General features: G+C 52.7%; 20 protein-coding genes. 3 read left to right on the top strand and 17 right to left on the bottom strand.

Annotated elements, in window-relative coordinates:
* Window positions 1-6 precede the first annotated feature (6 nt).
* Complete coding sequence (mglC, locus tag ACMV8I_RS08230) at window positions 7-1,017, top strand: galactose/methyl galactoside ABC transporter permease MglC (RefSeq protein WP_498864665.1); 1,011 nt, start codon at window positions 7-9, stop codon at window positions 1,015-1,017.
* Window positions 1,018-1,112: 95 nt separating this feature from the next.
* Here mglC and sanA read toward each other — a convergent pair whose 3' ends face one another.
* The 9 genes from sanA to ACMV8I_RS08185 all read right to left on the bottom strand — a co-directional run bounded on the left by sanA (window position 1,113) and on the right by ACMV8I_RS08185 (window position 9,956).
* The gene (gene sanA / locus ACMV8I_RS08225) at window positions 1,113-2,030 is read right to left on the bottom strand and encodes an outer membrane permeability protein SanA (RefSeq protein WP_498864664.1); all 918 of its coding nucleotides are present in this window, start codon (window positions 2,028-2,030) and stop codon (window positions 1,113-1,115) included.
* A 230-nt stretch (window positions 2,031-2,260) separates the two neighbouring features.
* A complete protein-coding gene (locus ACMV8I_RS08220) occupies window positions 2,261-3,958 on the bottom strand; it encodes an NAD-dependent malic enzyme (protein ID WP_498864663.1) in 1,698 nt (565 codons plus the stop codon).
* A gap of 246 nt (window positions 3,959-4,204) precedes the next feature.
* On the bottom strand, window positions 4,205-5,089 hold the full coding sequence (gene cdd / locus ACMV8I_RS08215; RefSeq protein WP_498864662.1) for a cytidine deaminase: 885 nt from the start codon (window positions 5,087-5,089) through the stop codon (window positions 4,205-4,207).
* A gap of 171 nt (window positions 5,090-5,260) precedes the next feature.
* The gene (locus ACMV8I_RS08210) at window positions 5,261-5,995 is read right to left on the bottom strand and encodes an arginine ABC transporter substrate-binding protein (protein ID WP_498864661.1); all 735 of its coding nucleotides are present in this window, start codon (window positions 5,993-5,995) and stop codon (window positions 5,261-5,263) included.
* A gap of 223 nt (window positions 5,996-6,218) precedes the next feature.
* Window positions 6,219-6,887, bottom strand: coding sequence for an arginine ABC transporter permease ArtM (gene artM / locus ACMV8I_RS08205; protein ID WP_498864660.1), 669 nt, complete (start codon window positions 6,885-6,887; stop codon window positions 6,219-6,221).
* Complete coding sequence (artQ, locus tag ACMV8I_RS08200) at window positions 6,887-7,603, bottom strand: arginine ABC transporter permease ArtQ (protein ID WP_498864760.1); 717 nt, start codon at window positions 7,601-7,603, stop codon at window positions 6,887-6,889. The genes artM and artQ overlap by 1 nt, the downstream gene beginning before the upstream one ends.
* A gap of 12 nt (window positions 7,604-7,615) precedes the next feature.
* The gene (artJ, locus tag ACMV8I_RS08195; protein WP_498864659.1) at window positions 7,616-8,347 is read right to left on the bottom strand and encodes an arginine ABC transporter substrate-binding protein; all 732 of its coding nucleotides are present in this window, start codon (window positions 8,345-8,347) and stop codon (window positions 7,616-7,618) included.
* A gap of 29 nt (window positions 8,348-8,376) precedes the next feature.
* Window positions 8,377-9,105: an arginine ABC transporter ATP-binding protein ArtP gene (artP, locus tag ACMV8I_RS08190; RefSeq protein WP_498864759.1), complete on the bottom strand. Its 729-nt coding sequence runs from the start codon at window positions 9,103-9,105 to the stop codon at window positions 8,377-8,379.
* A gap of 278 nt (window positions 9,106-9,383) precedes the next feature.
* The gene (locus ACMV8I_RS08185) at window positions 9,384-9,956 is read right to left on the bottom strand and encodes a lipoprotein (protein WP_498864658.1); all 573 of its coding nucleotides are present in this window, start codon (window positions 9,954-9,956) and stop codon (window positions 9,384-9,386) included.
* A 240-nt stretch (window positions 9,957-10,196) separates the two neighbouring features.
* Between ACMV8I_RS08185 and ACMV8I_RS08180 the strand changes: the two genes are divergently transcribed.
* Window positions 10,197-11,021, top strand: coding sequence for an N-acetylmuramoyl-L-alanine amidase (locus ACMV8I_RS08180; RefSeq protein ID WP_498864657.1), 825 nt, complete (start codon window positions 10,197-10,199; stop codon window positions 11,019-11,021).
* Between the two features lie 12 nt (window positions 11,022-11,033).
* Here ACMV8I_RS08180 and ACMV8I_RS08175 read toward each other — a convergent pair whose 3' ends face one another.
* From ACMV8I_RS08175 to ACMV8I_RS08145, 7 genes are all read right to left on the bottom strand, one after another.
* Complete coding sequence (locus ACMV8I_RS08175) at window positions 11,034-12,068, bottom strand: NAD-dependent epimerase/dehydratase family protein (RefSeq protein ID WP_498864656.1); 1,035 nt, start codon at window positions 12,066-12,068, stop codon at window positions 11,034-11,036.
* A gap of 275 nt (window positions 12,069-12,343) precedes the next feature.
* The gene (locus tag ACMV8I_RS08170; protein ID WP_498864758.1) at window positions 12,344-13,798 is read right to left on the bottom strand and encodes a DUF2867 domain-containing protein; all 1,455 of its coding nucleotides are present in this window, start codon (window positions 13,796-13,798) and stop codon (window positions 12,344-12,346) included.
* Window positions 13,799-13,888: 90 nt separating this feature from the next.
* Window positions 13,889-14,902, bottom strand: a complete 1,014-nt coding sequence (gene ltaE / locus ACMV8I_RS08165) for a low-specificity L-threonine aldolase (protein WP_498864655.1) — start codon at window positions 14,900-14,902, stop codon at window positions 13,889-13,891.
* A gap of 85 nt (window positions 14,903-14,987) precedes the next feature.
* On the bottom strand, window positions 14,988-16,709 hold the full coding sequence (poxB, locus tag ACMV8I_RS08160) for a ubiquinone-dependent pyruvate dehydrogenase (protein ID WP_498864654.1): 1,722 nt from the start codon (window positions 16,707-16,709) through the stop codon (window positions 14,988-14,990).
* Between the two features lie 181 nt (window positions 16,710-16,890).
* The gene (gene hcr / locus ACMV8I_RS08155; RefSeq protein ID WP_498864653.1) at window positions 16,891-17,904 is read right to left on the bottom strand and encodes an NADH oxidoreductase; all 1,014 of its coding nucleotides are present in this window, start codon (window positions 17,902-17,904) and stop codon (window positions 16,891-16,893) included.
* A gap of 6 nt (window positions 17,905-17,910) precedes the next feature.
* On the bottom strand, window positions 17,911-19,563 hold the full coding sequence (hcp, locus tag ACMV8I_RS08150) for a hydroxylamine reductase (RefSeq protein ID WP_498864652.1): 1,653 nt from the start codon (window positions 19,561-19,563) through the stop codon (window positions 17,911-17,913).
* Between the two features lie 167 nt (window positions 19,564-19,730).
* On the bottom strand, window positions 19,731-20,630 hold the full coding sequence (locus ACMV8I_RS08145; RefSeq protein ID WP_498864651.1) for a LysO family transporter: 900 nt from the start codon (window positions 20,628-20,630) through the stop codon (window positions 19,731-19,733).
* 168 nt (window positions 20,631-20,798) lie between these two features.
* Here ACMV8I_RS08145 and ACMV8I_RS08140 point away from each other — a divergent pair, with 168 nt between their 5' ends.
* On the top strand, window positions 20,799-22,532 hold the full coding sequence (locus ACMV8I_RS08140; protein ID WP_498864650.1) for a DUF2813 domain-containing protein: 1,734 nt from the start codon (window positions 20,799-20,801) through the stop codon (window positions 22,530-22,532).
* A 23-nt stretch (window positions 22,533-22,555) separates the two neighbouring features.
* Here ACMV8I_RS08140 and ACMV8I_RS08135 read toward each other — a convergent pair whose 3' ends face one another.
* The gene (locus tag ACMV8I_RS08135; RefSeq protein WP_498864649.1) at window positions 22,556-23,509 is read right to left on the bottom strand and encodes a VirK/YbjX family protein; all 954 of its coding nucleotides are present in this window, start codon (window positions 23,507-23,509) and stop codon (window positions 22,556-22,558) included.
* Window positions 23,510-23,671 lie beyond the last annotated feature (162 nt).

The raw sequence follows: 23,671 nt of genomic DNA, 5'->3' as shown, positions 1-23,671 counted from the left end.
CTTATTATGAAAGCATTAAATAAGAAAAGTTTGCTCACTTATTTAAAAGAGGGCGGGATTTATGTGGTTTTGCTGGTATTGCTGGCAATTATTATTATTCAGGATCCCTCTTTCCTCAGTTTGGTCAACTTAGGTAACATTCTTACCCAGTCCTCAGTACGCGTCATTATTGCACTCGGCGTAGCGGGGTTGATTGTGACCCAAGGTACTGACCTGTCAGCCGGACGCCAGGTCGGGTTGGCTGCAGTGGTTGCAGCGACCATGTTGCAGGCAATGGACAACGTCAATAAGGTGTTCCCTAATCTGGACGTGGTGCCTATTCCGCTGGTTATTTTAACCGTGTGCATTATTGGCGCGCTGATTGGTTTGGTGAACGGCATTATTATTGCCTATCTTAACGTCACGCCATTTATTACTACTTTAGGCACCATGATCATCGTTTACGGTATTAACTCACTGTATTACGACTATGTGGGTTCATCGCCAGTAGCGGGTTTTGATCCGGGTTTCTCGAATTTTGCCCAAGGATTTATTCAACTGGGCGGCCTGAAGGTCTCCTATATTACCTTCTATGCACTGTTTGCTATTAGCTTCGTCTGGGTACTGTGGAACAAAACCCGCTTTGGTAAAAACATCTTCGCTATCGGTGGTAACCCGGAAGCGGCAAAAGTCTCCGGTGTTAACGTACCTTTAAACCTGATCATGATTTATGCGCTGTCAGGCGTGTTCTACGCCTTCGGCGGTTTACTGGAAGCTGGACGTATCGGCAGTGCCACTAACAACCTCGGTTTTATGTATGAGCTTGATGCTATCGCTGCCTGCGTAGTTGGTGGAGTATCGTTCGCCGGGGGCGTCGGTTCGGTGGCAGGTGTGGTCACCGGTGTGCTGATCTTTACCGTGATCAACTATGGTTTGACTTACATCGGCGTGAACCCTTACTGGCAGTACATCATCAAGGGTTCGATCATTATCTTCGCCGTGGCGCTGGATTCACTGAAGTACGCCAAGAAAAAATAAGCTATTGGAATCGAGAAGGGCGCAGACGCGCCCTTTTTTACGTTGGTACAAACGTGGTATCGATCAGCTCCCCTTCGCAGGTGGGGGCAAACCAATCAATGCTGGAAAGGATTCCGTCCTATTGGCTTCGCCGGTTTCGCTGCCGGTTCAACATCTTTTGTTTCATTTTCTGCTGCCTCATTCGCGTCCTGTTCCGCCTTCAATCTGGCGGCTTCATCCGCTACCGCCTGGTCTGCAGCCGCTTTTTCGGTGGCGGCTTTCAACTGCGCGGCTTTGGCTTCGGCGGCTTTTTTCTCGTCGGCCAGACGCTGCTGTAATACCAGCAGTTGGTCAGGTGTTACTGCGGGGTAGCCTTGGGCGTCATCGGGGATATGATGTATGGCTGGGATAGGGATCAGCGGGCCGAGGAAGCGCGGTTCGCGTTTAAGAATATAGAGGTCAGTCAGCGCACCGAGGCGTGCAAAGATTTCTCGTATTCGTACGGTCAGGATATCTTTCGGTGAGGGCACGGCAAAACATTGCGCCTGAATGCCCATATGCAGTGCGATATAGAGTGCGCGCTCGCAGTGAAATCTCTGGGTGATGATAATGAAATCGTTGGTATCAAACACTTTGCGGGTGCGCACGATAGAGTCCAGCGTGCGGAACCCGGCGTAATCGAGCACGATATCGCTGGCAGGAATGCCTGCGGCCATCAGATCCCTTCGCATTGTCATCGGTTCGTTGTAACTTTGTTGGGCATTGTCACCGCTGAGCAGCAAGTATTTTACTTTGCCGCTGTTATAGGCATTGATGGCGCCCTGAATACGGTAGTGGTAATACTGATTCGGCACGCCGGTACGGTAATATTTTGCCGTACCCAGCACCACACCCACCTGACGATGCGGCAGTTGCTGAACTTCATCATAGATATAATCTTTGGTTTTCCAGCTGATCCACCGGTCAAGCCCAATAGCAACAACCAGCATCAATACGACGATGCCGGTGAAGCCTACTATGAGCCTTTTAAACATGATTGTGCCCTGTGTGGAATCGAATGCTGTAAATCAGGGCTTTAAGGCTACTTGACCTGTGGGAGCCATGCAATAAGCACAAAGCCCGATCTCGGTGCTTCGTGGACTTTTTCAGCAAATTTCACTGAATTACTTCGGGGTTTGGCCTCGGGGTGCATTTTTCGCAAAAAAAAAGGCCAATATCCGAGGATATTGGCTTTGACCAATCTACGCTATAAAGCGTTCGATATTTAGAACGACGTTCGTTTGTAATCGCGGTACTGAGGCGCCCAGAAGTTGTGCTCGATAGCTTTTGATAACGCATCTTCAGAGGTCACCATCGCCACACCCTGTAACTGCGCAGCTTTACCGACTTCCATCGCGATGCATTTTGATACGCCCTGAATGTCATCTACGTCCGGCAACAGCGAACCTACGCCGTCGGTAGCCAGCGGTGAACAGTCTGCCAGCGCCCGGCTGGCGGCCATCAGCATGCCGTCGGTGACGCGGGTTGCACCGGATGCCACGACCGCGAGGCCAATGCCGGGGAAGATATATGAGTTGTTGCACTGCGCGATAGGATAGATCTGGCCTTTATAGTGCACCGGTGCGAACGGACTGCCGGTGGCCACCAGCGCCGTGCCGTCGGTCCAATTGATGATATCTGCGGGTTGCGCTTCAACGCGTGACGTTGGGTTACTCAGCGGCATCACAATCGGGCGCGTACAGTGTTTATGCATCTCGCGGATCAACTCTTCGGTGAACAGCCCAGGCTGGCCTGATACGCCGATAAGCACGGTCGGTTTGGCATGACGAACCACATCGAGCAGAGAGATGCTGTCGTTATTCAGCGCCCATACGCTGAGGTCGGCGCTTTTTTGCGTGAGCTTGCTTTGGAAGTCGAGCAGGTTAGGCAGTTTGTCAGTCAGCAGGCCGAATCTGTCCACCATGAAGACCCGTGCGCGTGCCTCTTCTTCGCTCAACCCTTCGGACTTCATCTGGGCAATGATCTGCTCTGCAATACCACAACCGGCAGAACCCGCGCCGAGGAAGGTGACAGTTTGGTCGCGCAGGCGGCTGCCTGCGGCTTTACAGGCGGCAATCAGGCTGCCAAGCGTGACGGATGCTGTGCCCTGAATGTCGTCATTAAAGCAGCACAGTTCATCACGGTAGCGGGTCAGCAGGGGCATGGCATTTTTCTGCGCGAAGTCTTCGAACTGCAACAGGACGTTCGGCCAGCGCACTTTGACGGCTTCGATAAACTGGTCAACGAAAGCGTAATATTCATCGCCGGTAATGCGGGGATGACGCCAGCCCATGTAAAGCGGATCATTGAGCAACTGTGGATTATTGGTTCCCGCGTCCAGCACCACTGGCAGTGTGTAAGCGGGACTGATGCCACCACAGGCGGTGTAGAGCGACAGTTTACCAATCGGAATACCCATTCCGCCGATGCCCTGATCGCCAAGGCCAAGAATACGTTCACCGTCGGTGACTACCACCACTTTTACGTGCTGTTTGGTTGCGTTCTGCAACATATCGTCGATGTGCGCACGGTTCGGATAAGAGATAAAGAGTCCGCGTGCGCGGCGATAGATGTCAGAGAAATGCTCGCAAGCCTCGCCCACTGTCGGGGTGTAAATCACTGGCATCATTTCACTGAGGTGGGAGTCAATCAGGCGATAAAACAGGGTTTCGTTCGTATCCTGAATATTGCGCAAATAGATGTGTTTATCGATATCGGTTTTGAAATCCTGAAACTGACGGTAGGCGCGTTCTTCTTGTTCTTCTATGGTTTCAACGGCTTCCGGCAATAGTCCATGCAAATTGAAATTGCTACGCTCTTCTTCGGTGAAGGCACTGCCTTTATTGAGCAGCGGGAATTCCAGCAGAATTGGGCCGGCGTGCGGAATATACAGCGGGCGTTTACTCTCGTATTCAAGTTCCATTGATTTACTCTTCAGGCTCTCGGAGCGGGTGACTGATTGATTAGTATTCACTATGTTAGGACGCAGATCCTAAGAGATTAAGTAAATATGTACAGTATTTGTTATCAGGCTATGAAAAAAAACCGGGAATTTGTGATTTATATCGAGTTTCTGCAGGGAAGGGTAACAATGGCAAGAGAGGATTTCAAATCATGGTGCATTGGCGGGCGGCTGGAAAGCGCGCCCGCCAATATTTTTACCGGAAAATTACAATGTCAGAGCGGTAAGCTCACTGCATCCGATTGCCGCCAGCGTCGAGCGGGTTGCATCACGTTGACTGACCAGCGGTTGCGGGCGCTCAATCAGCACCGCACGACGTACTTGCAGATAGTCTTCACCTGCAAGGTTCAGCAAAATCAGCGCGCCCTGTAATGGTGGCAGGCTTGGATTGAAGGCGGCGTTTTCTGCATAGCGGCCGGCGAAAACTTTGCCACTGTGCGTCTCCAGGGCAATGCCGCTATGTGACTGGCTATAAGGCGCATGACTCTGGTTACAAGCCAGCAACGCCTGCTGACTTAAGGTGTCAGTGGCTTCAAGGGTGTAGCCGTGGTCGATCTTATCCATCAGCAGCGTGGTGATATCCAGATCTTTTGGGCCGAACGAATAGGGCAGGTAGTCGCCGAGCGTTGCAACGTCGCGATCCGGCAGATGAATATTCAGTTCCGTACCGCTGTTAAGCTCATTCATAAACTGACGACAGTGTCCGCACGGCGTGTAGTTCACGGTGATCGATGCCAGTTTTGTTTCACCGCGTAGCCAGGCGTGGGTCACTGCGGACTGCTCGGCATGCACAGTTTGCTGCATGGAGGCACCGCTGAATTCCATATTGGCACCGAAGTAGAAGTTACCTGAAACTCCTCGGGCGACTGCGCCGACGTGGAAATGCGAAATCGGCGTTATCGAGCAGGCAGCAGCGAGCGGCAGAAGCGCAAAAGCCAGTGCATCATCATCCAGACCGGTTGCCTGTTTTACTTGCGCAACGTCTGCCGCAGTGAGCATTGCCGGAAAGTCATCATGTCGCAAAAATGGCTCAAGGGCGGAGGACAGATTTTCAGGGAGTGCCTTAAAAGCGGTGTGAAAACGTGCGTGCATAAACATTCGATCTCGAAATAGTTACGGTTTAACAGTGTAGAAGTCATCTTATGAACTAAGTGTGATAGACGTCACTTTTTTAATGAAATTCATTCGTTGTTGTTACAAAATTGAGAGATGTTACGCAGAAATACCGCCATGGCAGGCGGCATTTGAAGGACATTTCAGAGATTAATTAACCGGGAACCACTTGTCATTGATCTTCTTGAACTCACCGTTGGCTTTGATTCCTTCCAGTGCGGTATTAAGCTTCGCCAGCAGTTCCTTATTCTCAGGACGGACCGCCATACCGACGCCAGTACCAAAGTACTGCGGATCTTTAATCAGTCCACCAATTTCGCCCAGATTCGGGTTGGATTTCAGCCAGCCACTGAGCACCGCCGTATCGCCCAGCAGGCCGTCCAGACGACCACTTTTTAGATCCAGAATCGCATTCTGATAGCTGTCGTAACCGACTGTGGTGATCTCAGGATGTTTTTCCATCAGGTATTTTTGGTGGGTGGTGCCATTTTCCAGGCCTACACGCTTACCTTTCAGATCGGCTATCGAAGAGAACTTACCTTTCGGCCCGATAATCATCGCCGTGTTGGCGTAATAGGGTTGGGTAAAAGTGACCTGCTTACTGCGCTCCTCAGTGATATCCATACCGGAGATGATTACGTCAAAACGACGGAATTTCAACGCCGGGATCAGGCCATCGAAGGGCTGATTGGTGAAGGTACAGGTTTCCTGCATTTGCTTACATACTGCTTTCGCCAGATCGATATCAAACCCGACGATCTGATTATTATCGCCAATCGACTCGAAGGGTGGATAGGTAGCGGACGATCCGAAACGGATCGTATCAGCAGCGGTAGCGGTAAAAGCAGTAGCAGAGAGGAGCGCAGCGAGGATTAGATTTTTCATGCAATATGTTCCTGTTCAAATAATGACATTTTATTAATGGCTTAGTTTACTGATTTTATTAAAATATTCTGATAACTGGTGGGAATAAAAACATAGAATAAAAGTGCCATTAAATGAATTTATATGCAATAAATTTGATTAAAAAATTAATAAAAAGAATGAAATCATTTCCGACAGGCATAAAAAAGGGACGATTTCTCGTCCCCTAAAGCGTGGGGCTCAATCAGTTGCGCCGCTCGAATGCTAAAGCGTGGCGCTCAATCAGTCGCATCATTAGCGTCAGCAGGCCATTTACGCAAAGATAAACCACGCCAGCTGCACCAAACACCATCACATCGTAGGTCCGGCCGTACATCAACTGGCTTTGGCCCATCACATCCATCAGCGTAATAGTGTAAGCCAGAGAGGTACTTTTAAACACCAACACCACTTCGTTGGAATAGGATGACAGTGCGCGTTTGAAAGCAAACGGTAGCAGAATGCGCAGAGATTGTGCTTTCGACATGCCCAGGGCTTCACAAGATTGCCACTGGCCCGACGGAATAGCGCGCATCGCACCGGCAAATAGTTGAGTTGTGTAAGCAGCACTGTTGAGCGCCAGCGCAAACATCGCACATAACCACGGCTGTGACAGCATCTCCCATAACCAGGGGATCTCACGAATTGAAGGAAACTGCCCCGGGCCGTAGTAAATAAGGAAGATTTGTACCAGCAGCGGCGTACCTGTAAACAGCGTGATATAGGCCTTCACAATCTGACTCAGCACCGGTACTTTCAGCGTCAGTACTACGGTGAACATCAATGCCAGCAGCAGTGCAACGATCAGAGCCACCACGGTCAGGGTCAGGCTGGTATGCAACCCTTTCACGACATCAGGTAAATAATCCCACATCAGGAAGCGCTCCGTTCAAAGCGGGTGGTGCGGAGTTCGATGCGTTTGATAACAAACTGGCTGAATAGGGTAACGACCAGATAAATTCCGCCGGCTATCATGTACCAGGTAAAGGGTTCCTGAGTACGAGTAGCGATACTTTTAGTTTGCAGCATCAGATCATTCACGCTGATAAGTGACACAAGGGCGGTGTCCTTGAGCAGCACCAACCACTGATTGCTAAGGCCTGGTAAAGCGTGACGCCACATTTGTGGCAAGATCAGGCGAAAGAAAATCGCTGCTTTTTTCATGCCCAATACCTGACCTGACTCCCACTGTCCTTGCGGCACCGCTTTCAGTGCACCGCGCAGCGTCTGCGACGCGTAAGCGGAATAAAGCAGAGCCAGCGCTATCACACCACACACGAACGGGCTGACCTCGAAGTTATCGATCGGCAGTTTTACCGGTAGTTGGAACAGACCGAAATTGATGTTAAAGCCATCGGCCAGCACGACCAGCAGTTGTGAGGAGCCGAAATAAATAAACAGCACCACCAGAATTTCCGGCAGGCCACGCAAGAGGGTGACCCACGCGGTACCGAGCCAACTGACGGGCTTCCACGGTGCTGATTCCCAGACGGCAAAAAACATCGCCAGAAAGAGGCCGAGGATCAGTGCACACAGGGCAAGGCCGACGGTCATCCCGGCGGCGCTGGCTAAAGGTTGGAATTCATTCATTGATTGCAAAACTTATTGCTGGAACCATTTTGAATAAAGAGTCTGGTAAGTGCCGTCTTGCTTCACTTTCGCCAGGGCTGCATTCATTTTAGTTAATAACTCAGTGTTGTTTTGGCGAACAGCAATGCCCAGACCGGTCCCGAAGTAGGTTTTGTCGGTGATTTTATCGCCAACAGCCGAGAGGTTAGGGTTCTGCTTGAGCCACTCGTTAACCACAGCGGTATCACCGAAGACAGCGTCAAGACGGCCATTTTTCAGATCCAACACGGCATTCTGATAACTGTCATAGGATACGGCCGTGATTTCCGGGTGTTTTTCCATCAGGAATTTCTGATGAGTAGAACCGTTTTGCATACCAACGCGCTTGCCTTTCAGGGCTGCGAGGTCGGCAAACTTGCCTTTCTCAGCGATGAAAATCGCGGAGTTATCATAGTAAGCATCGGTGAAGGCCACTTGTTTCTGGCGATCGGCAGTGATATCCATGCCGGAAATAACCGCGTCAAAACGACGGAATTTAAGGCTTGGGATCAAACTGTCAAAGGCCTGGTTGGTAAAAGTACAGTCTGCCTGCATCTCTTTACACATGGCGTTAGCCAGATCGACATCAAAACCCTGAATTTTATTGGTGGAATCCACGAATTCGAACGGAGGATAGGAGGCTTCCATTGCGAAACGGATCGTTTCAGCCGCGCTGGCGGATAAACTGGCGGTTGCCAGAACAGCAGCAATTAATAATTTTTTCATCGCAAACTCCGTAGTAACCATCAATGAGATCAATGTGACAGATAGCTGGCAAACTCTTTGGTTTGCGGCTGGGTAAAGCAGGTGGCATCGCCTTGTTCAACAACGCGGCCATTCTCCATGTACACCACACGGCTGGCGGTTTTACGCGCCACTTCCACTTCGTGGGTCACGATAACCTGAGTAATGCCGGTACCGGCCAATTCGCGAATAATGCTGACAATTTGAGCGGTAATTTCCGGATCCAATGCGGCGGTCGGTTCATCGAACAGCAGCACCTGCGGTTCCATCATCAGCGCACGGGCAATGGCCACGCGCTGTTGCTGACCACCGGACAGATGCAGAGGGAAACGACTGGCATAATCGGTCAGACGCAGACGGGTCAGTAGTTTTTCAGCACGCTTCATGGCGACATCTTTACTCAACCCCAGCACGCGGCAGGGCGCTTCAAGCAGGTTGTCGAGCACTGTGCGGTGCGGCCATAAATTGTATTGCTGAAACACCATGCCGACGTTTTGCCGCAGTTCACGCACGGCTTTCTCGTCTGGTTTTTTGGTGAAATCGAAAGTGTTCCCGGCTATCTGCAACGTGCCTGAACGCGGTATTTCCAGCAGGTTTAAGACCCGCAGAAGAGAACTTTTCCCCGCACCGCTTGGCCCGAGCAACACAAGTGTTTCTCCGGCAGGGCAGTCGAGCTGAATGTTAAAAAGCGCCTGATGCGCGCCGTAGAAGCAGTTGATGCTATTAAGTTGAATACTCATGCGCAAATAGTGAATAGCCATTGATGCCGCAGATGGTAACTTCCGTAGCATAGTTATGCAACGATCGCGGCTTAAAAAATATCTCTAGCCGCAGGAGGGCTAAAGTGTAGCACAACATATTGTTGCCCTACGGTGAATGCCCGTCATAGATCTGGTTGCAGGTACGTTAACAGCACGCGTTCCTCCGATGAACTGACCCATGCCAGTTCATCGGGATTAGCTCGTTTGCCGCCTTCCTGTAACTCGAATTATGTTGGGCTTATCGGCAGGGGTAATTATTATTTTTCCAACACCTGACGCAACGATCCGCTGGAGGCAAAATCGAGGTTAGCCATATAACGTACGTCGTCGACGGCCCAGCAATGGCCTTCACGCACCATCAGCACTTCATCTTTCCAGGTCGACTTCGCGCCGTTGTCTTTCTGGTGCGACATCGTTACGCGTAGCGGAATGTTACGGGCATCGGTATTTGGAATGGTAGATGCACTGTCTACTGTCGCGGAGGTCGGGCCATCAAACAGGCTTGAAAACACATCACCACCGCTGGCTCCTGGTTTTTCATTCGGCGTCGCGGCGATATCCACTTTGCGCTCTGACTGTGTTTTAAGCAGTTCATTGTACAAGCCTGTACTCAGATACGGGCGATATTCTGCCAGTTGGCTGCTGTTGGGCAGGCCGCCGCCACCCTGATGAATACGCAGGTCATAAAACTTCTGTGCCACAGTGTCTGGGCCACCATCAATGCATGGAGCGGTTCGTGTGCCAATATCCTTAAACGCGGGATCAACCGTGGTACAGGCACTCAAGGTCAGCACCAAGGGAAGCGCAGCGGCAAATGTTTTATATTTCATCGTATTCCTTACTGAAAGATTGATGTTTTCACCATGACTTTCTTTATCATACAGTATAAAACCGATTTTAATTGCTGCATGGTGCGCCGTGAAATCAGCTTAGTTGGCTTGCAGTAGATTGATGGGTATTGACCGGCAGCACTTCTCTGTCGATCAGAGTAATTTGGAAGGAAATTAATAAGGAATGCTTATGGAAATTACAGCTATCGTCGGTTCCCAATGACACGATTCCTGCGGCCTATGTGGGCGATATTAGCCGGTGTGCTGATGGTGGGTTGTCAGTTATCACCGCCTGAGGGAGATCAGCATCTACCTTACCGGCTGGAAACCCAGCGACAGGCGCAGGGTGCGGACCAGCGAGTGCGCTTTCTGGTGATCCATTACACCGCCGAAGATTTCCACAACGCATTAAATACGCTTACTGATGAGCACGTCAGTGCGCATTATCTTATTCCGGCGCGCCCGCCAGTGGAAGATGGCCAGTCAGTGGCCTGGCAATTGGTGCCAGAGTCGTTGCGCGCATGGCACGCCGGGGCCAGCGGCTGGCGGGGGCGTAATAATCTTAATGACACGTCGATAGGGATTGAGCTGGAAAACAAGGGTTACAGCAAGTCTCTGCTCGGCAAGCGTTTCTATCCGTTCCCGCCTGCGCAAATTGACCTGTTGGCATCGCTGAGCCAACAGATAATCTCGCGCTATCAGATTGAGCCGCGCAATGTCGTCGGGCATAGCGATATCGCGCCACAGCGCAAAGACGATCCGGGGCCGCTTTTCCCATGGCAAGAACTGGCAAAACGTGGAATTGGTGCCTGGCCCGATCTGCAGCGGATACAGACCAATCTGGCCGGACGCGATCCACATCAGCCGGTGGCAACGCAGATTTTGCTGGATAAGCTCGGGAAGTATGGTTATCCGTTGACTGACAATATGACCGGCCGTCAGCAACGCCGCCTGATCGCGGCATTCCAGATGCATTTCAGACCTCAGGATTATCGGGGTGAAGCCGATGCTGAAACTGACGCCATCGTCAGCGCGCTGTTACAGCAATATCCCGATGTAAATTAAGCAGAGTGTTAATCAGTCGCGCTGTGGTGATACGCCTTGCAGACCCTGCAGGCGTCCATGTTCACGCAGCCAGTTGGCGGTGCGGATAATCCCCTGATCCAGCGACACCGACGGGCGGTAGCCGAGTTCATCCTGCGCGCGCTGGGTATCGAGCGTTAAATCGAAGTTGAGTTTGGCGACGCTGTAGTGGGTCAGTACTGGCTCTTTGTGCGAGCTTTTGCTGATCTTCTCCATCCCGCGCGCCATCATATCCAGCAGCGGGTAGGGCACAGAGCGGATACGGTACTTCATTTCCAATGCGTTCATCAGTTGCTGCACCAGCGTGTGCAGCGGGCGTGGTTGCTGGTTGGTAATGTTGAAGGCACGGCCAGATGCCGTCGTTTCCGTATGTGATGCCAACCACATGGCGTGCACCACATTTTCCACGTAAGTCATATCCACCAACGCCTCGCCACCGCGCGGTAGCATCAGCGTTCCGCTATATTTCAGCATTTGGAGCAAACGTGGCAGCAGCACGTTATCGTGCGGGCCGAACACTCCCTGAGGACGCAGAATGGTGAAATGCGTCTGCGGATTTGACAGCGCCAGCGTGCTGATCACCTGTTCAGCCGCGGCTTTGCTGCGGGCAAACGAATTGGCATAGCGGTTTGGGCGGAAATCTTCTTTGATATTGCGATGATGGTGAAAATCAAAATAGACCACCGGAGAAGACATATGAACGAAGTTGCTGACCCCATAGGCGGTAGCCCATTCACCGAGGCGGCGCGTAGCGCGCACGTTAGCCAGTTCGAACTCTTGCTCGCTACCCCACGGAGAGGTCATCCCGGAGCAGTGCCACAGTGTATCAACATCGGCCAGCAGCGCTTTTGCCTGGCCGGAAACCAGCGTGGTGAGATCGGCATGAATAAATTCAGCGCCCATTTTCTGCAACAGGGGTCCCATGGCGGCATTACGGCCGGTCGCCCTGACTTTGATTCCTTTATTGAGCAGAAATTCCACAGCATTGCGGCCTAAACCGCTGCTCGCGCCAGTAACAAGTACCTTCATATTACTCTTCATCCTTCACGCTGCAGCGGCGTTAGCTGCACTCACTTACCCGAGTCACGGACATCAGTCAGCTCATCGGATTCACTCGTTTGCTGCCTTGCTGCAGCCCGAATGATTTTGAGTAAAGTTTCATTAGAAAAAACAATAGCTGATAAGGCAATCTGGCCCTTAACAGCAAGAAGGATGCCATTCTTTCGTGAAATAGTGCGGGTTGCAATGGGTAAGGTATGTCTGCTTGTCTGAAACTGTGCGATAGCGCGCTAAATGAGCCGATATCAGCGGCCACAGCGATCTTTTTGTCGTGCCAGGCTGGCGATGCGTTTTGACATGCCGCGAAAGATAAACTGATGCGCAGGCATCATGCTGAACCAGTACAGTAACCCGCTGAAACCGGCCGGATGCCACCAGGCGCGGACATCGATACTGCGGCTTTCACCGTGATCGGTGATGGTGAACATTAGACGCCCTAATCCCGGTGCTTTCATGCCGAAAAGTAGCGACAGTTCTCGCTGTGGTTTCAGACCAATCACTTTCCAGCCATCAATTTTATCACCCATTTTTAACTGCTCGTGCGGCGGCCGGCCATAGACGACTCGCCCGCCGATCAGGTCATCAATCCGTGCGCGTAAACGCCAGAGCGCGTTGGCGTAAAAATAGCCCTCTTTACCGCCCAGTTGTTGAACAACCTGCCACAACGCGTTCTTTGAGGCGGAAGTTTCAAGGGTAAAACCGGCTTGTTTCGGGTAGTAACCGTAGCCTGGCCGCCAGCGCGCGCGGGCATCGGCGTCGTAATGCCAATCGGACGAGTCAAGAACCTGCTGCTCTTCCTGCGCAAGCGTGCGTCGGATAGCCTCCTCCACCGGGATAAGATCTTGCGGGATCAATGCTTGCAGTGCCGCGCTGTTGGCCGGTAAATCATGATTTAGCCCCTGGATTAGCGCTTTGGCGAGCAGGGTCGGAACCGAAGTAATAAGACTGAGGAAATAAACGGATATCATCGACGTTGGCAGCGGAATGGGGACCAGCAAACGGCGTTTACCACTGATGGTAATAAAGCGCTCGAACAGGGTCTGATAACTGATGTATTCCGGCCCGGCGGCGTCAAACTGACGGTGCGATTCGGCAGGTAGGGTGATCAGACCAGTGAGGTAGGTCAGCAAGTTTTCCAGTGCCAGCGGTGATGATTTGGAACGCACCCAGCGCGGTGGTGTAAGGATGGCGAGATTGTACACCATGTCGCGCATTACTTCGAAAGCCGCAGAACCTGCACCAATCACAATTCCGGCGCGCAGTTCGGTGACCGGAATATTACCCATCCGCAGGAGATCACCGGTCAGTTTGCGTGCCTGCAGGTGCGCCGAGCGGCTATCTTCAGGCTGCATAGAGCCGAGATAAACAATGTGTTTGATGGTGGAATTCTTCAGCGCCAGCAGCGTGTTTTGCGCCGCCTGCCGCTCTTTCTCCAGCAGATCATCCTCTTCTGCCATGGCGTGGACCAGATAGACCAGCACCTCGGCACCGTCGAACGCATCCTTCAGGCTTTTGGCCTGATAAACATCGGCGAAGCAACAGCGCACATTGGGCCATTTTTGTTGTTGCAGCCATTCCAGGCGGCGTGCGGCAGCGGTAACCTGAAAGCCCTGTTGGCTTAGATGTGACGTCAGGTGTTGGCCAATATACCCGCTGGCACCAAGCACCACTACCCGTCCGTTATGTTTTGAATCAGGCATCATCCATTTTGCTCATTGAGGGGAAAGAAGTGAAAACCAGCGGCACAGCGGAGCGTATTTAGCCCCAAAAGCGTGCCGCCGGAACGCTTGTCAGGCGTGATGGTGCAGGAAGTCCTGCCACAGCGACACCACTTTCTGCAGATCAGCCCGGCTGATGTCGATATGTGTAATAACGCGAGTCAGCGGGCCAGTGCTGATAAGCACGCCTCGCTCACGCATCCATGGACCCATTTTAACCGCTAAATCGGCATTTTGTTTGATGTACAAAATGTTGGTCTGCGCGCCAGGTTCGGCGATTTCCACGCCAATATCGCGCAGCTGCTGTTCCAGCCAGCGGGCATTGTCGTGATCTTCCTGCAGGCGTGCGACGTTATTTTCCAGCGCATAGATACCTGCCGCCGCGAGAATGCCCGCCTGACGCATACCGCCTCCGGTCATTTTCCGCCAGCGGTTCGCGCGATGGATGTACTCTTTGCTACTGCACAGCAGAGAACCAACCGGTGCCCCCAGCCCCTTCGACAGGCAGATAGTCAGGGTGTCACAATATTGGGTGATATCGATCAACGGCATGTTCAGCGAGACGGCAGCGTTCATGATACGTGCGCCATCAATGTGCAGTGCCAGGCCTTTTTCGCGGGTGAACGCGAAGGCTTTTTGCAGATAATCCAGCGGCAGAACTTTGCCACTGTGGGTGTTTTCCAGACTTAACAGTCGGGTGCGCGCGAAGTGAATGTCGTCAGGCTTAATGGCGGCGGCGATTTTATCCAGAGGAATCGAACCGTCAGCATCCATATCCAGTGGCTGAGGCTGAATACTGCCGAGCACTGCGGCACCGCCCGCTTCATACATATAGTTGTGCGCTTTCTGGCCGACAATATACTCTTCGCCGCGCTGGCAGTGGGTCAGCAAGGCCACCAAATTGGCCTGGGTGCCAGTGGGTAAAAACAGTGCGGCTTCTTTACCGGTAAGCTTCGCGGCCATGTCTTGTAAAGTGTTGACGGTCGGGTCATCACCGTAAACATCATCGCCGACTTCAGCGCAGGCCATCGCCTGACGCATCGCCTCACTCGGGCGAGTTACGGTATCACTGCGTAAATCGATCAACGTCGGTTTCCTTCTGCAAAGTGGAGGGTAAAGGTGAAAGCCGGACGGTTGACGCCTGGCTTTCATCACTATAGCCTCAGCGGGCTTATCGCAGCCAGTTGGTTTTTGCCAGTTCGACCACTTCATCACCACGGCCGTTAATCACCGCACGCAGCATGTAGAGACTGAAGCCTTTGGCCTGCTCGAATTTAATCTGCGGTGGCATGGCAAGTTCGTCGGTCGCGGTCACCACATCTACCAGTACCGGACCATGATAGGCAAAGGCGTCCTGCAATGCGGCATCGACATCTGAGGCTTTTTCGACGCGGATGCCTTTGATACCTGCAGCCTCCGCCATGGCAGCAAAGTTCGGATTTTTCAGTTCAGTGCCGTCAGTCATATAACCTCCGGCTTTCATTTCCATCGCCACAAACCCCAGCACGCTGTTGTTGAAGATGATGATTTTCACCGGCAGTTTTTGCTGCGCCAGCGTCAGGAAATCCCCCATCAGCATGGTGAAGCCGCCGTCGCCGCACATCGCTACCACCTGGCGGTTGCGGTCGATGGCCTGTGCGCCCAGCGCCTGCGGCATGGCATTGGCCATCGAACCATGATTGAACGAGCCAATCAGGCGGCGTTTGCCGTTCATTTGCAGGTAACGACAGGCCCAAACGGTCGGCGTGCCGACGTCGCAGGTAAACACCGCGTCGGCATCGGCAAAGCGGCTGATTTGTTGCGCCAGATACTGCGGGTGGATCGCCTGCTTGTCGTTGAGCGTCGCCAAACCGTCCAGATCTTTGCGCGTTTCTGCGTAATGCTTCAGCGCTTTATCGAGGAATTTGCGGTCACTTTTCTCCTGCAAATTAGGCAACAGGGCGGTCAATGTGGATTTGATATCGCCGACCAGCGCCATATCAACCTGGCAATGTGCGCCGATGCTGCCTGGATTGATATCAATTTGGATGATATTGGCATCGGTGGGATAGAAGGCACGGTAAGGGAACTGAGTGCCGAGCAGGACCAGCGTGTCGGCATTCATCATGGCGTGGAAGCCTGAGGCGAAGCCAATCAGGCCGGTCATTCCTACGCTATAAGGATTGTCCCACTCGATATACTCTTTCCCGCGCAGCGCATGGACCACCGGCGCTTTGAGCATTTCAGCCAGTTTCACCACTTCGTCATGCGCTCCGGCGCAGCCGCTCCCGCACATCAGGGTAATATTTTTTGCGCCATTGAGCGCGGCAGCCAATTTTTCCATTTCGGATGGATTTGGCTGCACTACCGGCAACTGTGGCGGATACCACTTAGCGGTAGCGTCTTCTGGCGCAGGTTTTAGCGCCACATCGCCCGGCAACACAATCACCGATACACCACGGTTCAGAATGGCTTTACGCATTGCGATGCCGAGTACTTGTGGAAGCTGCTCAGGGTTGGTCACCATTTCGCAATAATGACTGCACTCACGGAAAAGCTCGGTCGGATGGGTTTCCTGAAAATAGCCGCTGCCGATTTCACTGGAAGGAATATGCGCAGCAATCGCCAGAACCGGCACATGGTTGCGGTGACAGTCAAACAAGCCGTTGATCAGATGCAAGTTACCCGGTCCACAGGATCCGGCACATACCGCCAGTTCGCCAGTTAGCTGGGCTTCGGCGCCTGCCGCAAACGCCGCCACTTCTTCATGACGTGTGCCCATCCATTCAATAGTGCCCATTTTGTTCAGGCTGTCACTCAGACCGTTAAGGGAATCGCCAGTGACACCCCAAATCCGTTTGACACCCGCCTGCTCAAGAGTTTTTGCCAGTAATGACGCTACGCTGTGTTTCATAATCAAATCCCTTCATCGGTATGCACAATAAAATAACTGCGTTAATCATAGTCCAATGATTGCGGCATTGAGTGCTCGGGCATACACCCTACCTAATTCGTGGTGCGAGGAATTTGAAGATTTGTAAAGCTGCCCACTTTGACTGTAAAAAGTCATGAAGGGGCAGCGGAGTGGGGCGGGGTTAAGCCAGGGTAACGTCACCCTTCAACTGGCAGCTACAGGCAAGAACGTATCCTCCGGCAATCTCTGCGTCGGTCAACGTCATCTGGCTGGTGGTCTCATAATCACCGGAAATAATGCGAGTTTTGCAACTGCCGCATACGCCCGCACGGCAGGCAGCCGCCACCGGTAAAGCGTGCTGCTCCATGGCGGCGAGCAGCGTCGAGCCAACCGGAACGCGGTAGTTTTGCAGCGGTGTCAGGCGGGTCAGGGTGAGCTGATGCTTCTCAGAAACCGGTGCTGCAATCGCTTGAAACTGCTCTTTGACAATATTCTCCGCCGCCACGCCCAGCGAGAGCGCCCATGATTCAGCCAACTGCATGTAGGGTGCAGGCCCGCAAATCATCAGCCGGCGCGAAAGAATATCGTGTACCTGTGTTTGCAGAAGATCCTGATTCAGCCGTCCGGCCATCTGGCCGGGTTGGGCATCATGTTCGGCCATGATGGTCAGATGCAGTTGCGGATATTGTGTTTTAAACTGTTGCCATTCGGCAGCAAAAATCACCTCCTGCGGGCTGCGTACACTGTAAAATACGGCCACGGATTGTGCCGGTGTGCGTTTTAATACGTCGCGGCAAATTGATATAATTGGCGTAACGCCACATCCGGCTGCCAGCAGCAACAGCGGCTGTTCGGTATCGCAGGTGAATTCACCCTGTGCATCGCTGAGCCACAGGTAATCGCCCGGTTTTACCTGTTGCGTCAGCCAGGCGGAACCCGTGCCGTTATCGATGCGCCGCACGGTCAGGGTGATAAAGCGGCTGACGCCCGGCGTCGAAGAGAGCGTATAGGCGCGCTGAACCTCGCCGCTGTGGCCGATATTCACCAGCGCAAACTGACCGGGTTGATAAGGGTAATGCACATGGCTAAACAGCGAGATTGTCCAGACGTCAGTTGTTTCCCGGTGAATGTCATGGACCTGCATCCGGTTCTGACAAAGCGCAGTAGGCTGGTCGCTAAATATTGGGAAGTCCATGGTTTATTACTCCGCCAGCATAGTGTGGAGATCCTGCTCAACCGAGGAGATTGCACGCAGGCCAAATTTTTCATTCAGCACGGCCAGCAGGTTATCCGTCAGGAAAGCCGGAGCAGTCGGTCCGGTGGTGATATTGCGCACGCCCAGCGACAGTAGCGTGAGCAGGATCACGATGGCTTTTTGTTCGAACCACGACAGCACCATGCTCAGCGGCAGGTCATTGACGCCGCAGCCCAGCTTCTCCGCTAAATTGACCGCCAGTATGATGGCGGAATAGGCGTCGTTACACTGGCCGACATCAAGCAGGCGGGGCAGTGGACCGAGGGTGCCGAAGTCGAGTTTGTTGAAGCGGTATTTGCCGCAGGCCAGGGTCATGATCAGACAGTCTTCAGGCACGGCGCGGGCGAGATCCGTGAAGTAACTACGCTCACCGCGACTCCCGTCACAACCGCCAATCAGGAAGATGTGGCGCAGCTGTTTGGTGGCGACCAGATCAATTACCGTATCGGCCGCGCCCAGCAAGGTTTCACGGCCAAAACCAACGGTAATTTCTTGTTCGATTTCGTTATACGGGAAGCCCGGCTGTTCCAGTGCCTGATCGATCACCTGCGCGAAATCCTCCCCTTCGAGATGCTTGACGTCCGGCCAGCCGACGATGCTGCGGGTCCAGATACGGTCGCTGTAGTTACCGACATTAGGGTCAATTATGCAGTTGGAGGTCATGACCACCGGTCCGGGGAATTTGGCAAACTCAATCTGCTGGTTTTGCCAGCCGCTGCCGTAGTTACCCACCAGATGCGGGTATTTCTTCAACTGCGGGTAGCCGTGGGCAGGCAGCATTTCACCGTGGGTATAAATGTTAATGCCGCGGCCTGCGGTCTGTTCGAGCAACAGTTGCAGATCTTTCAGGTCATGGCCGGAGATCAGAATGGCTTTGCCTGCACGTGGACGAACATTGACCACGGTTGGTACCGGGTGACCATAAGCTTCAGTTTCGCCTTTATCCAGAATCGCCATGACATGGAAATTCATCTTGCCGATACCCATGGCATTTTCCAGCAGGGTATTCATATCGGCAGGTTGGGTACCGAGCCACGCCATCAGACGATGATAATCAGCATAGATAGTGGTGTCTGACTGGCCGAGGACATGGGCATGTTCCATATAGGCTGCCGCCCCTTTCAGGCCGTAGAGGCACAGCAGGCGAAGGCCGTGAATATCGTCGCCGACTGCCGCTTTGTCGTTATTCAGCGCAAATTGCTGCGCCTGCTGTTGCAATTCAACCAGAGTTTCTCCCGCCAGCGTCAGATGTCCCATCGGGTGATCCGCGGTGATTGCCGGGTCCAGCAGGCGGCAGCGCGCTACCAGTGATTCACGGTATGCGATGGCATCGCGGGCATACTCGACAATGCGGTCCGAGTCGAAATTCACATTGGTCAGGGTTGAAAAGAAGGCACGTGGCGCGAAAGCATCAATTTCATCGTCAATGATGTCATAACCGCGGGCTAGCAGTGCCCAGGCTGACAGGCCTTGCAGCACGGCGACCAGCAAGTCCTGCAGATCCGAGGTTTCTGCCGTTTTGCCACACATGCCCTGCGCATAAGCACAGCCGTTTGCTGCCGGGGTACGGACCGTTTGTTCACATTGTACACAAAACATCATCAGTTCCTTTTATAAGTTGCATTTTAAATGCGTGTTTTAAAATAAGCCTAGAACTGACGTGTGAATAATTGAAGCGCTTTTTGTTTTATATGCAGGAGAGTTGATTTGGCGCAAGTTTTAGCCGGCAATCAAGCGCCGGTCCGCAGACCGGCTACGGGGGAAAGTCAGGCAGAGAAGAAGGCCATCAAAACCGGGGCTAACAGACTCAGCAGGAAGCCGTGCACCACCGCAGGCGGGACCATGTCCAGACCGCCGCTGCGTTGAAGTACCGGCAGGGTGAAGTCCATGGAGGTCGCGCCACAAAGGCCCAATGCGGAGGAGCGACTGGTGCGCACTAATGTTGGGATCAGCATGATAGCGACCAGTTCGCGGGCCAGATCGTTAAAGAAAGCGGCGCTGCCGATCACCGGCCCGAATGAGTCAGTCAGGACGATACCGGAAAGTGAGTACCAACCGTAACCGGAGGCTATTGCGAGGCCGGTATTAAGCGGTAAACCAAGCATGATTGCCGCCAGTGCGCCGCCGGCCAGTGAACTCATTGCTACTACCGCAGCCACCAGCATCCCGCGGCGGTTGAGGATGATCTGACGCAGCGTCATGCTGCTGTTCCGCAACTGCATACCTACCAGCGCCAGCAGGAAAATCAGCGCGGCTTCGCTGGCCTGTGAGGCGAACGTCAGCCAATGCCACTGGGTCAAACCGAGTAGGAAACCGGCGACAACCACACCGCACAGCTTCAATGAGTCCAGCGCCATGCTCAGGCGTGACGGCAGGGACTCTTGCTTATGCGAGGTTTTCCAGGGTTTGCGGCGTTCCAGCCACCATAAAGCCGCAAAGTTGATGATGAAAATGCACAAAAAAAACACGGCGGCATATTTAAATATCAGCACTAAATTGGTACTGAGGTTGTCGAGAAACGCCAGACTGGTGCCCATAATGAACAGGATAACGTAAACCATCCAGCTCAGTAGTTTATTGATAGTATGGAGAAATGTGCGTTTTTTTACCGGGATGAGATAACCGATAATCAGCGGAAAAAGGATGATCAATAAACCTGAGTACATTGGGTGAGTCCGTGTGTGATATGAATCCTGAATGTGCGGCCAACACGCTAACCAAAAGTTACCGGGCTGTAAAGTCACTTAAGCACGCAGGCTATGGGCAGAGTGCTTGACCTAAAACTGCTTTTAACGCCATGCTCATATCAGGCGAAAGCATACGGGAGCGCTCTGATGTATCTGGAACATATCGACATTGCAGGATTTCGTGGTCTTAACCGGCTTTCACTGACCCTGACACAACCCACACGGCGTGGGGCGTCGATCACCGGGCCTATCAACGAGGAGAGTGTGTCGTCGGTAACCACCAATACGGTGCTGATTGGTGAAAATGCCTGGGGTAAGTCCAGTCTATTGGACGCACTGACGTTGCTGCTCTCACCGCAGCCAGAGCTTTACTGCTTTAAAGAAAAGGATTTTTATTTCCCCGCAGGTGAGCGAGAGGAGAAAACTAAATACCTGCACGTAGTCTTTACCTTCTGTGAAAATCAGGTTGGGCACCACACTTCACCCCGGTTTAATCCGCTTTCACCTTTATGGGTGAAGTGCCCTGATAAACTGACGCGGATCTATTACCGTCTTGAGGGTGAGTTGGATGACGATGGTAGCGTATTAACGTTGCGCAGTTTTCTCTCCGCCAACGGACAGGCGCTTAATCTGCAGACCATCGATCCACTGGCCGAGGCATTGATCACACTTAATCCGGTTTTACGCCTGCGAGATGCGCGTTTCATCCGTCGTTTGCGCAGCGAAACGCTGGCACCGCGTCTGGCAAAAGACAATGAGCAGATGGCTCGCGAACTTGATGAGCTGACGCGCGGTCTGGTCCATAATCCGCAAAATCTGACCAACAGTGAACTGCGCAGTGGGCTGGCGGCTATGCAGCAACTGCTTGAACACTATTTCGCGGAGCAGGGCACCACCAATAGTGTGTCGTGGCAGCAAAAACGTCACGGCAGGGCAGAAAGCCGCCGGGCGTGGCGCTCACTGGGTAATATCAACCGGATGATTGCTGAACCCAATAGCCGCAGTATGCGCGTTATGCTGCTGGGGATGTTCTCGACATTATTACAGGCAAAAGGCTCCGTGCTGCTGCACCCCGACGCCCGTCCGCTGCTATTGATAGAAGACCCCGAAACCCGGCTACATCCGATCATGCTGTCGGTGGCCTGGGGACTTCTCGACCAGCTTCCTTTGCAACGCATTACGACAACCAACTCTGGTGAGCTATTGTCGCTGGTTCCAGTCGAGCAAATCTGTCGACTTGTGCGCGAATCTGGCCGAGTGGCGGCTTACAGCATTGGGCCGCAAGGGCTAAGTGCTGAGGACAGTCGCCGCATTGCTTTCCACATTCGTTTTAACCGACCGTCATCATTTTTCGCCCGGTGCTGGCTGCTGGTGGAAGGGGAAACCGAGGTGTGGTTGCTGAACCAGCTGGCGCGGCTGTGCGGTTACCATTTTGAGTCAGAAGGGATCAAAGTCATTGAATTTGCTCAGTCCGGGCTTAAGCCGCTATTGCGCTTTGCCAGACAGATGGGGATCGAATGGCATGTGCTGGTAGACGGTGACGATGCGGGCAAGAAATATGCGGCGACTGTGATAAGTCATGTCGAAAGCCATAGCGATACGCTGCGTTATCGTCTGACGGCCTTGCCTTCACAGGATATCGAACACTTTCTTTACCGTGGTGGTTTTGAGGATGTATATCGCCGACATGCTGCGCTGACGGAAAACGTACCCATGTCGCCGCGCAGAATCATCGACAAAGCCATTCATCGTACCTCAAAACCGGATCTGGCCATTGATGTGGCGCTGGCTGCATCACAGCGTGGTGTCAGCTCTGTGCCGCCTCTGCTCCGGCAAATGTTTTCCCGTGTGGCATGGCTGGCACGCGGGCGGGCTGACTAGCCTGTACTTGACGGGCGTTAGCATTAAGCTCCCTGCGAAAAAGCCTGGCAGATCTGTGCTTGCATATCATCAAGCAACAGGTAGCGACGGCGGTACTCCGAACGACGCTTGCTGTCGATCTCTTGCAGTGGGCGATGGTGGATCTGGCCTGGCAGATGAAAATAGCCATCTTCGCCTAACTTACCGTGCAGGGTTTCCCAAAAACTGTCGTAATCAGCCAAGACCATCCCTTTACGCTTTTTATAGCGCGGGTGTTCATAAATATGCGTGTGTTTACTGACGGCTACAATCTGCGTCATTTGGGTCAGTTCGGCGACCTGCATCACCGCTTCCATTACCAGCCTTTTCGGGAATAAACCGTGGCAGGCTTTCGTGGCTCTCTGGATTTCCGCGTGTTCAACATATGCTTTTGGTCCCTGAATTGCACCAATGAATAACGTTGGCTGCCCTTGGTAGTCGATCAGCGAGAAGGTCACCGTGGCCACCGATTCACCGGTTTCATTGATGAGCATTAAAGAGGTTTCGCCCTCTTTGTCAAAATGAGAAACAGCGTTGAGCCGAAGGTCAAAACGCTGACCCTCTTTGCCTTCAAGTACCGCGATGTTCAACGGTTTGGCACTCAGCAGCGCATAACTAATAGCCGGTGGAACATGTGAGGCGAGATGATCGTAATGGGCGATGATGTTTTTCAACGCCGTCCCACGGCTAATGTTCACCGACTGATATACGCGGTGCAGCTTGCATGGCAGGGAAGGCATGGCCTTGAGGATCTCATCACGCTGCGGATGCTGGGCCAGATAGTCCAGCAGATTTAACGTCACACGCGGTGACCACAGCGTACGCAGCAAAAACTTCAGGCGGTAATTCGTGCGGTTCCATGCTTTACCCGGTACCCGTTGATGTGAAACCAAGGCCGACAGCAACTGTAAGCCAGAAAGCTTTTTGACATTTTCGAGAGGGTAAATGAGACTTGTCATTGTGTTGTACCTGTTCGTCTTCGTTACGTGCCTGCGGGCCCGAAATAGGACTATTTGAACAGGTGCTGAATAAACCAAATTACAACGGCGATTTAGCAACAGTGAAAGCTTTACAACTGTTTGGATTTCGTTTAGATAATTTTACTAAATGTAATTTTTTGG

Origin of the sequence: Ewingella sp. S1.OA.A_B6 (genome assembly GCF_049889095.1) — a bacterium.
Lineage (GTDB): Bacteria > Pseudomonadota > Gammaproteobacteria > Enterobacterales > Enterobacteriaceae > Ewingella.
This window is presented reverse-complemented; position numbering and strand designations above follow the sequence as displayed.

Excerpts from the sequence above, each read along its gene's own strand:
- mglC (WP_498864665.1), top strand. The coding sequence starts at position 7 with ATGAAAGCATTAAATAAGAAAAGTTTGCTCACTTATTTAAAAGAGGGC.
- sanA (WP_498864664.1), bottom strand. The coding sequence starts at position 2,030 with ATGTTTAAAAGGCTCATAGTAGGCTTCACCGGCATCGTCGTATTGATG.
- ACMV8I_RS08220 (WP_498864663.1), bottom strand. The coding sequence starts at position 3,958 with ATGGAACTTGAATACGAGAGTAAACGCCCGCTGTATATTCCGCACGCC.
- cdd (WP_498864662.1), bottom strand. The coding sequence starts at position 5,089 with ATGCACGCACGTTTTCACACCGCTTTTAAGGCACTCCCTGAAAATCTG.
- ACMV8I_RS08210 (WP_498864661.1), bottom strand. The coding sequence starts at position 5,995 with ATGAAAAATCTAATCCTCGCTGCGCTCCTCTCTGCTACTGCTTTTACC.
- artM (WP_498864660.1), bottom strand. The coding sequence starts at position 6,887 with ATGTGGGATTATTTACCTGATGTCGTGAAAGGGTTGCATACCAGCCTG.
- artQ (WP_498864760.1), bottom strand. The coding sequence starts at position 7,603 with ATGAATGAATTCCAACCTTTAGCCAGCGCCGCCGGGATGACCGTCGGC.
- artJ (WP_498864659.1), bottom strand. The coding sequence starts at position 8,347 with ATGAAAAAATTATTAATTGCTGCTGTTCTGGCAACCGCCAGTTTATCC.
- artP (WP_498864759.1), bottom strand. The coding sequence starts at position 9,105 with ATGAGTATTCAACTTAATAGCATCAACTGCTTCTACGGCGCGCATCAG.
- ACMV8I_RS08185 (WP_498864658.1), bottom strand. The coding sequence starts at position 9,956 with ATGAAATATAAAACATTTGCCGCTGCGCTTCCCTTGGTGCTGACCTTG.
- ACMV8I_RS08180 (WP_498864657.1), top strand. The coding sequence starts at position 10,197 with ATGTGGGCGATATTAGCCGGTGTGCTGATGGTGGGTTGTCAGTTATCA.
- ACMV8I_RS08175 (WP_498864656.1), bottom strand. The coding sequence starts at position 12,068 with ATGAAGGTACTTGTTACTGGCGCGAGCAGCGGTTTAGGCCGCAATGCT.
- ACMV8I_RS08170 (WP_498864758.1), bottom strand. The coding sequence starts at position 13,798 with ATGCCTGATTCAAAACATAACGGACGGGTAGTGGTGCTTGGTGCCAGC.
- poxB (WP_498864654.1), bottom strand. The coding sequence starts at position 16,709 with ATGAAACACAGCGTAGCGTCATTACTGGCAAAAACTCTTGAGCAGGCG.
- hcr (WP_498864653.1), bottom strand. The coding sequence starts at position 17,904 with ATGGACTTCCCAATATTTAGCGACCAGCCTACTGCGCTTTGTCAGAAC.
- hcp (WP_498864652.1), bottom strand. The coding sequence starts at position 19,563 with ATGTTTTGTGTACAATGTGAACAAACGGTCCGTACCCCGGCAGCAAAC.
- ACMV8I_RS08145 (WP_498864651.1), bottom strand. The coding sequence starts at position 20,630 with ATGTACTCAGGTTTATTGATCATCCTTTTTCCGCTGATTATCGGTTAT.
- ACMV8I_RS08140 (WP_498864650.1), top strand. The coding sequence starts at position 20,799 with ATGTATCTGGAACATATCGACATTGCAGGATTTCGTGGTCTTAACCGG.
- ACMV8I_RS08135 (WP_498864649.1), bottom strand. The coding sequence starts at position 23,509 with ATGACAAGTCTCATTTACCCTCTCGAAAATGTCAAAAAGCTTTCTGGC.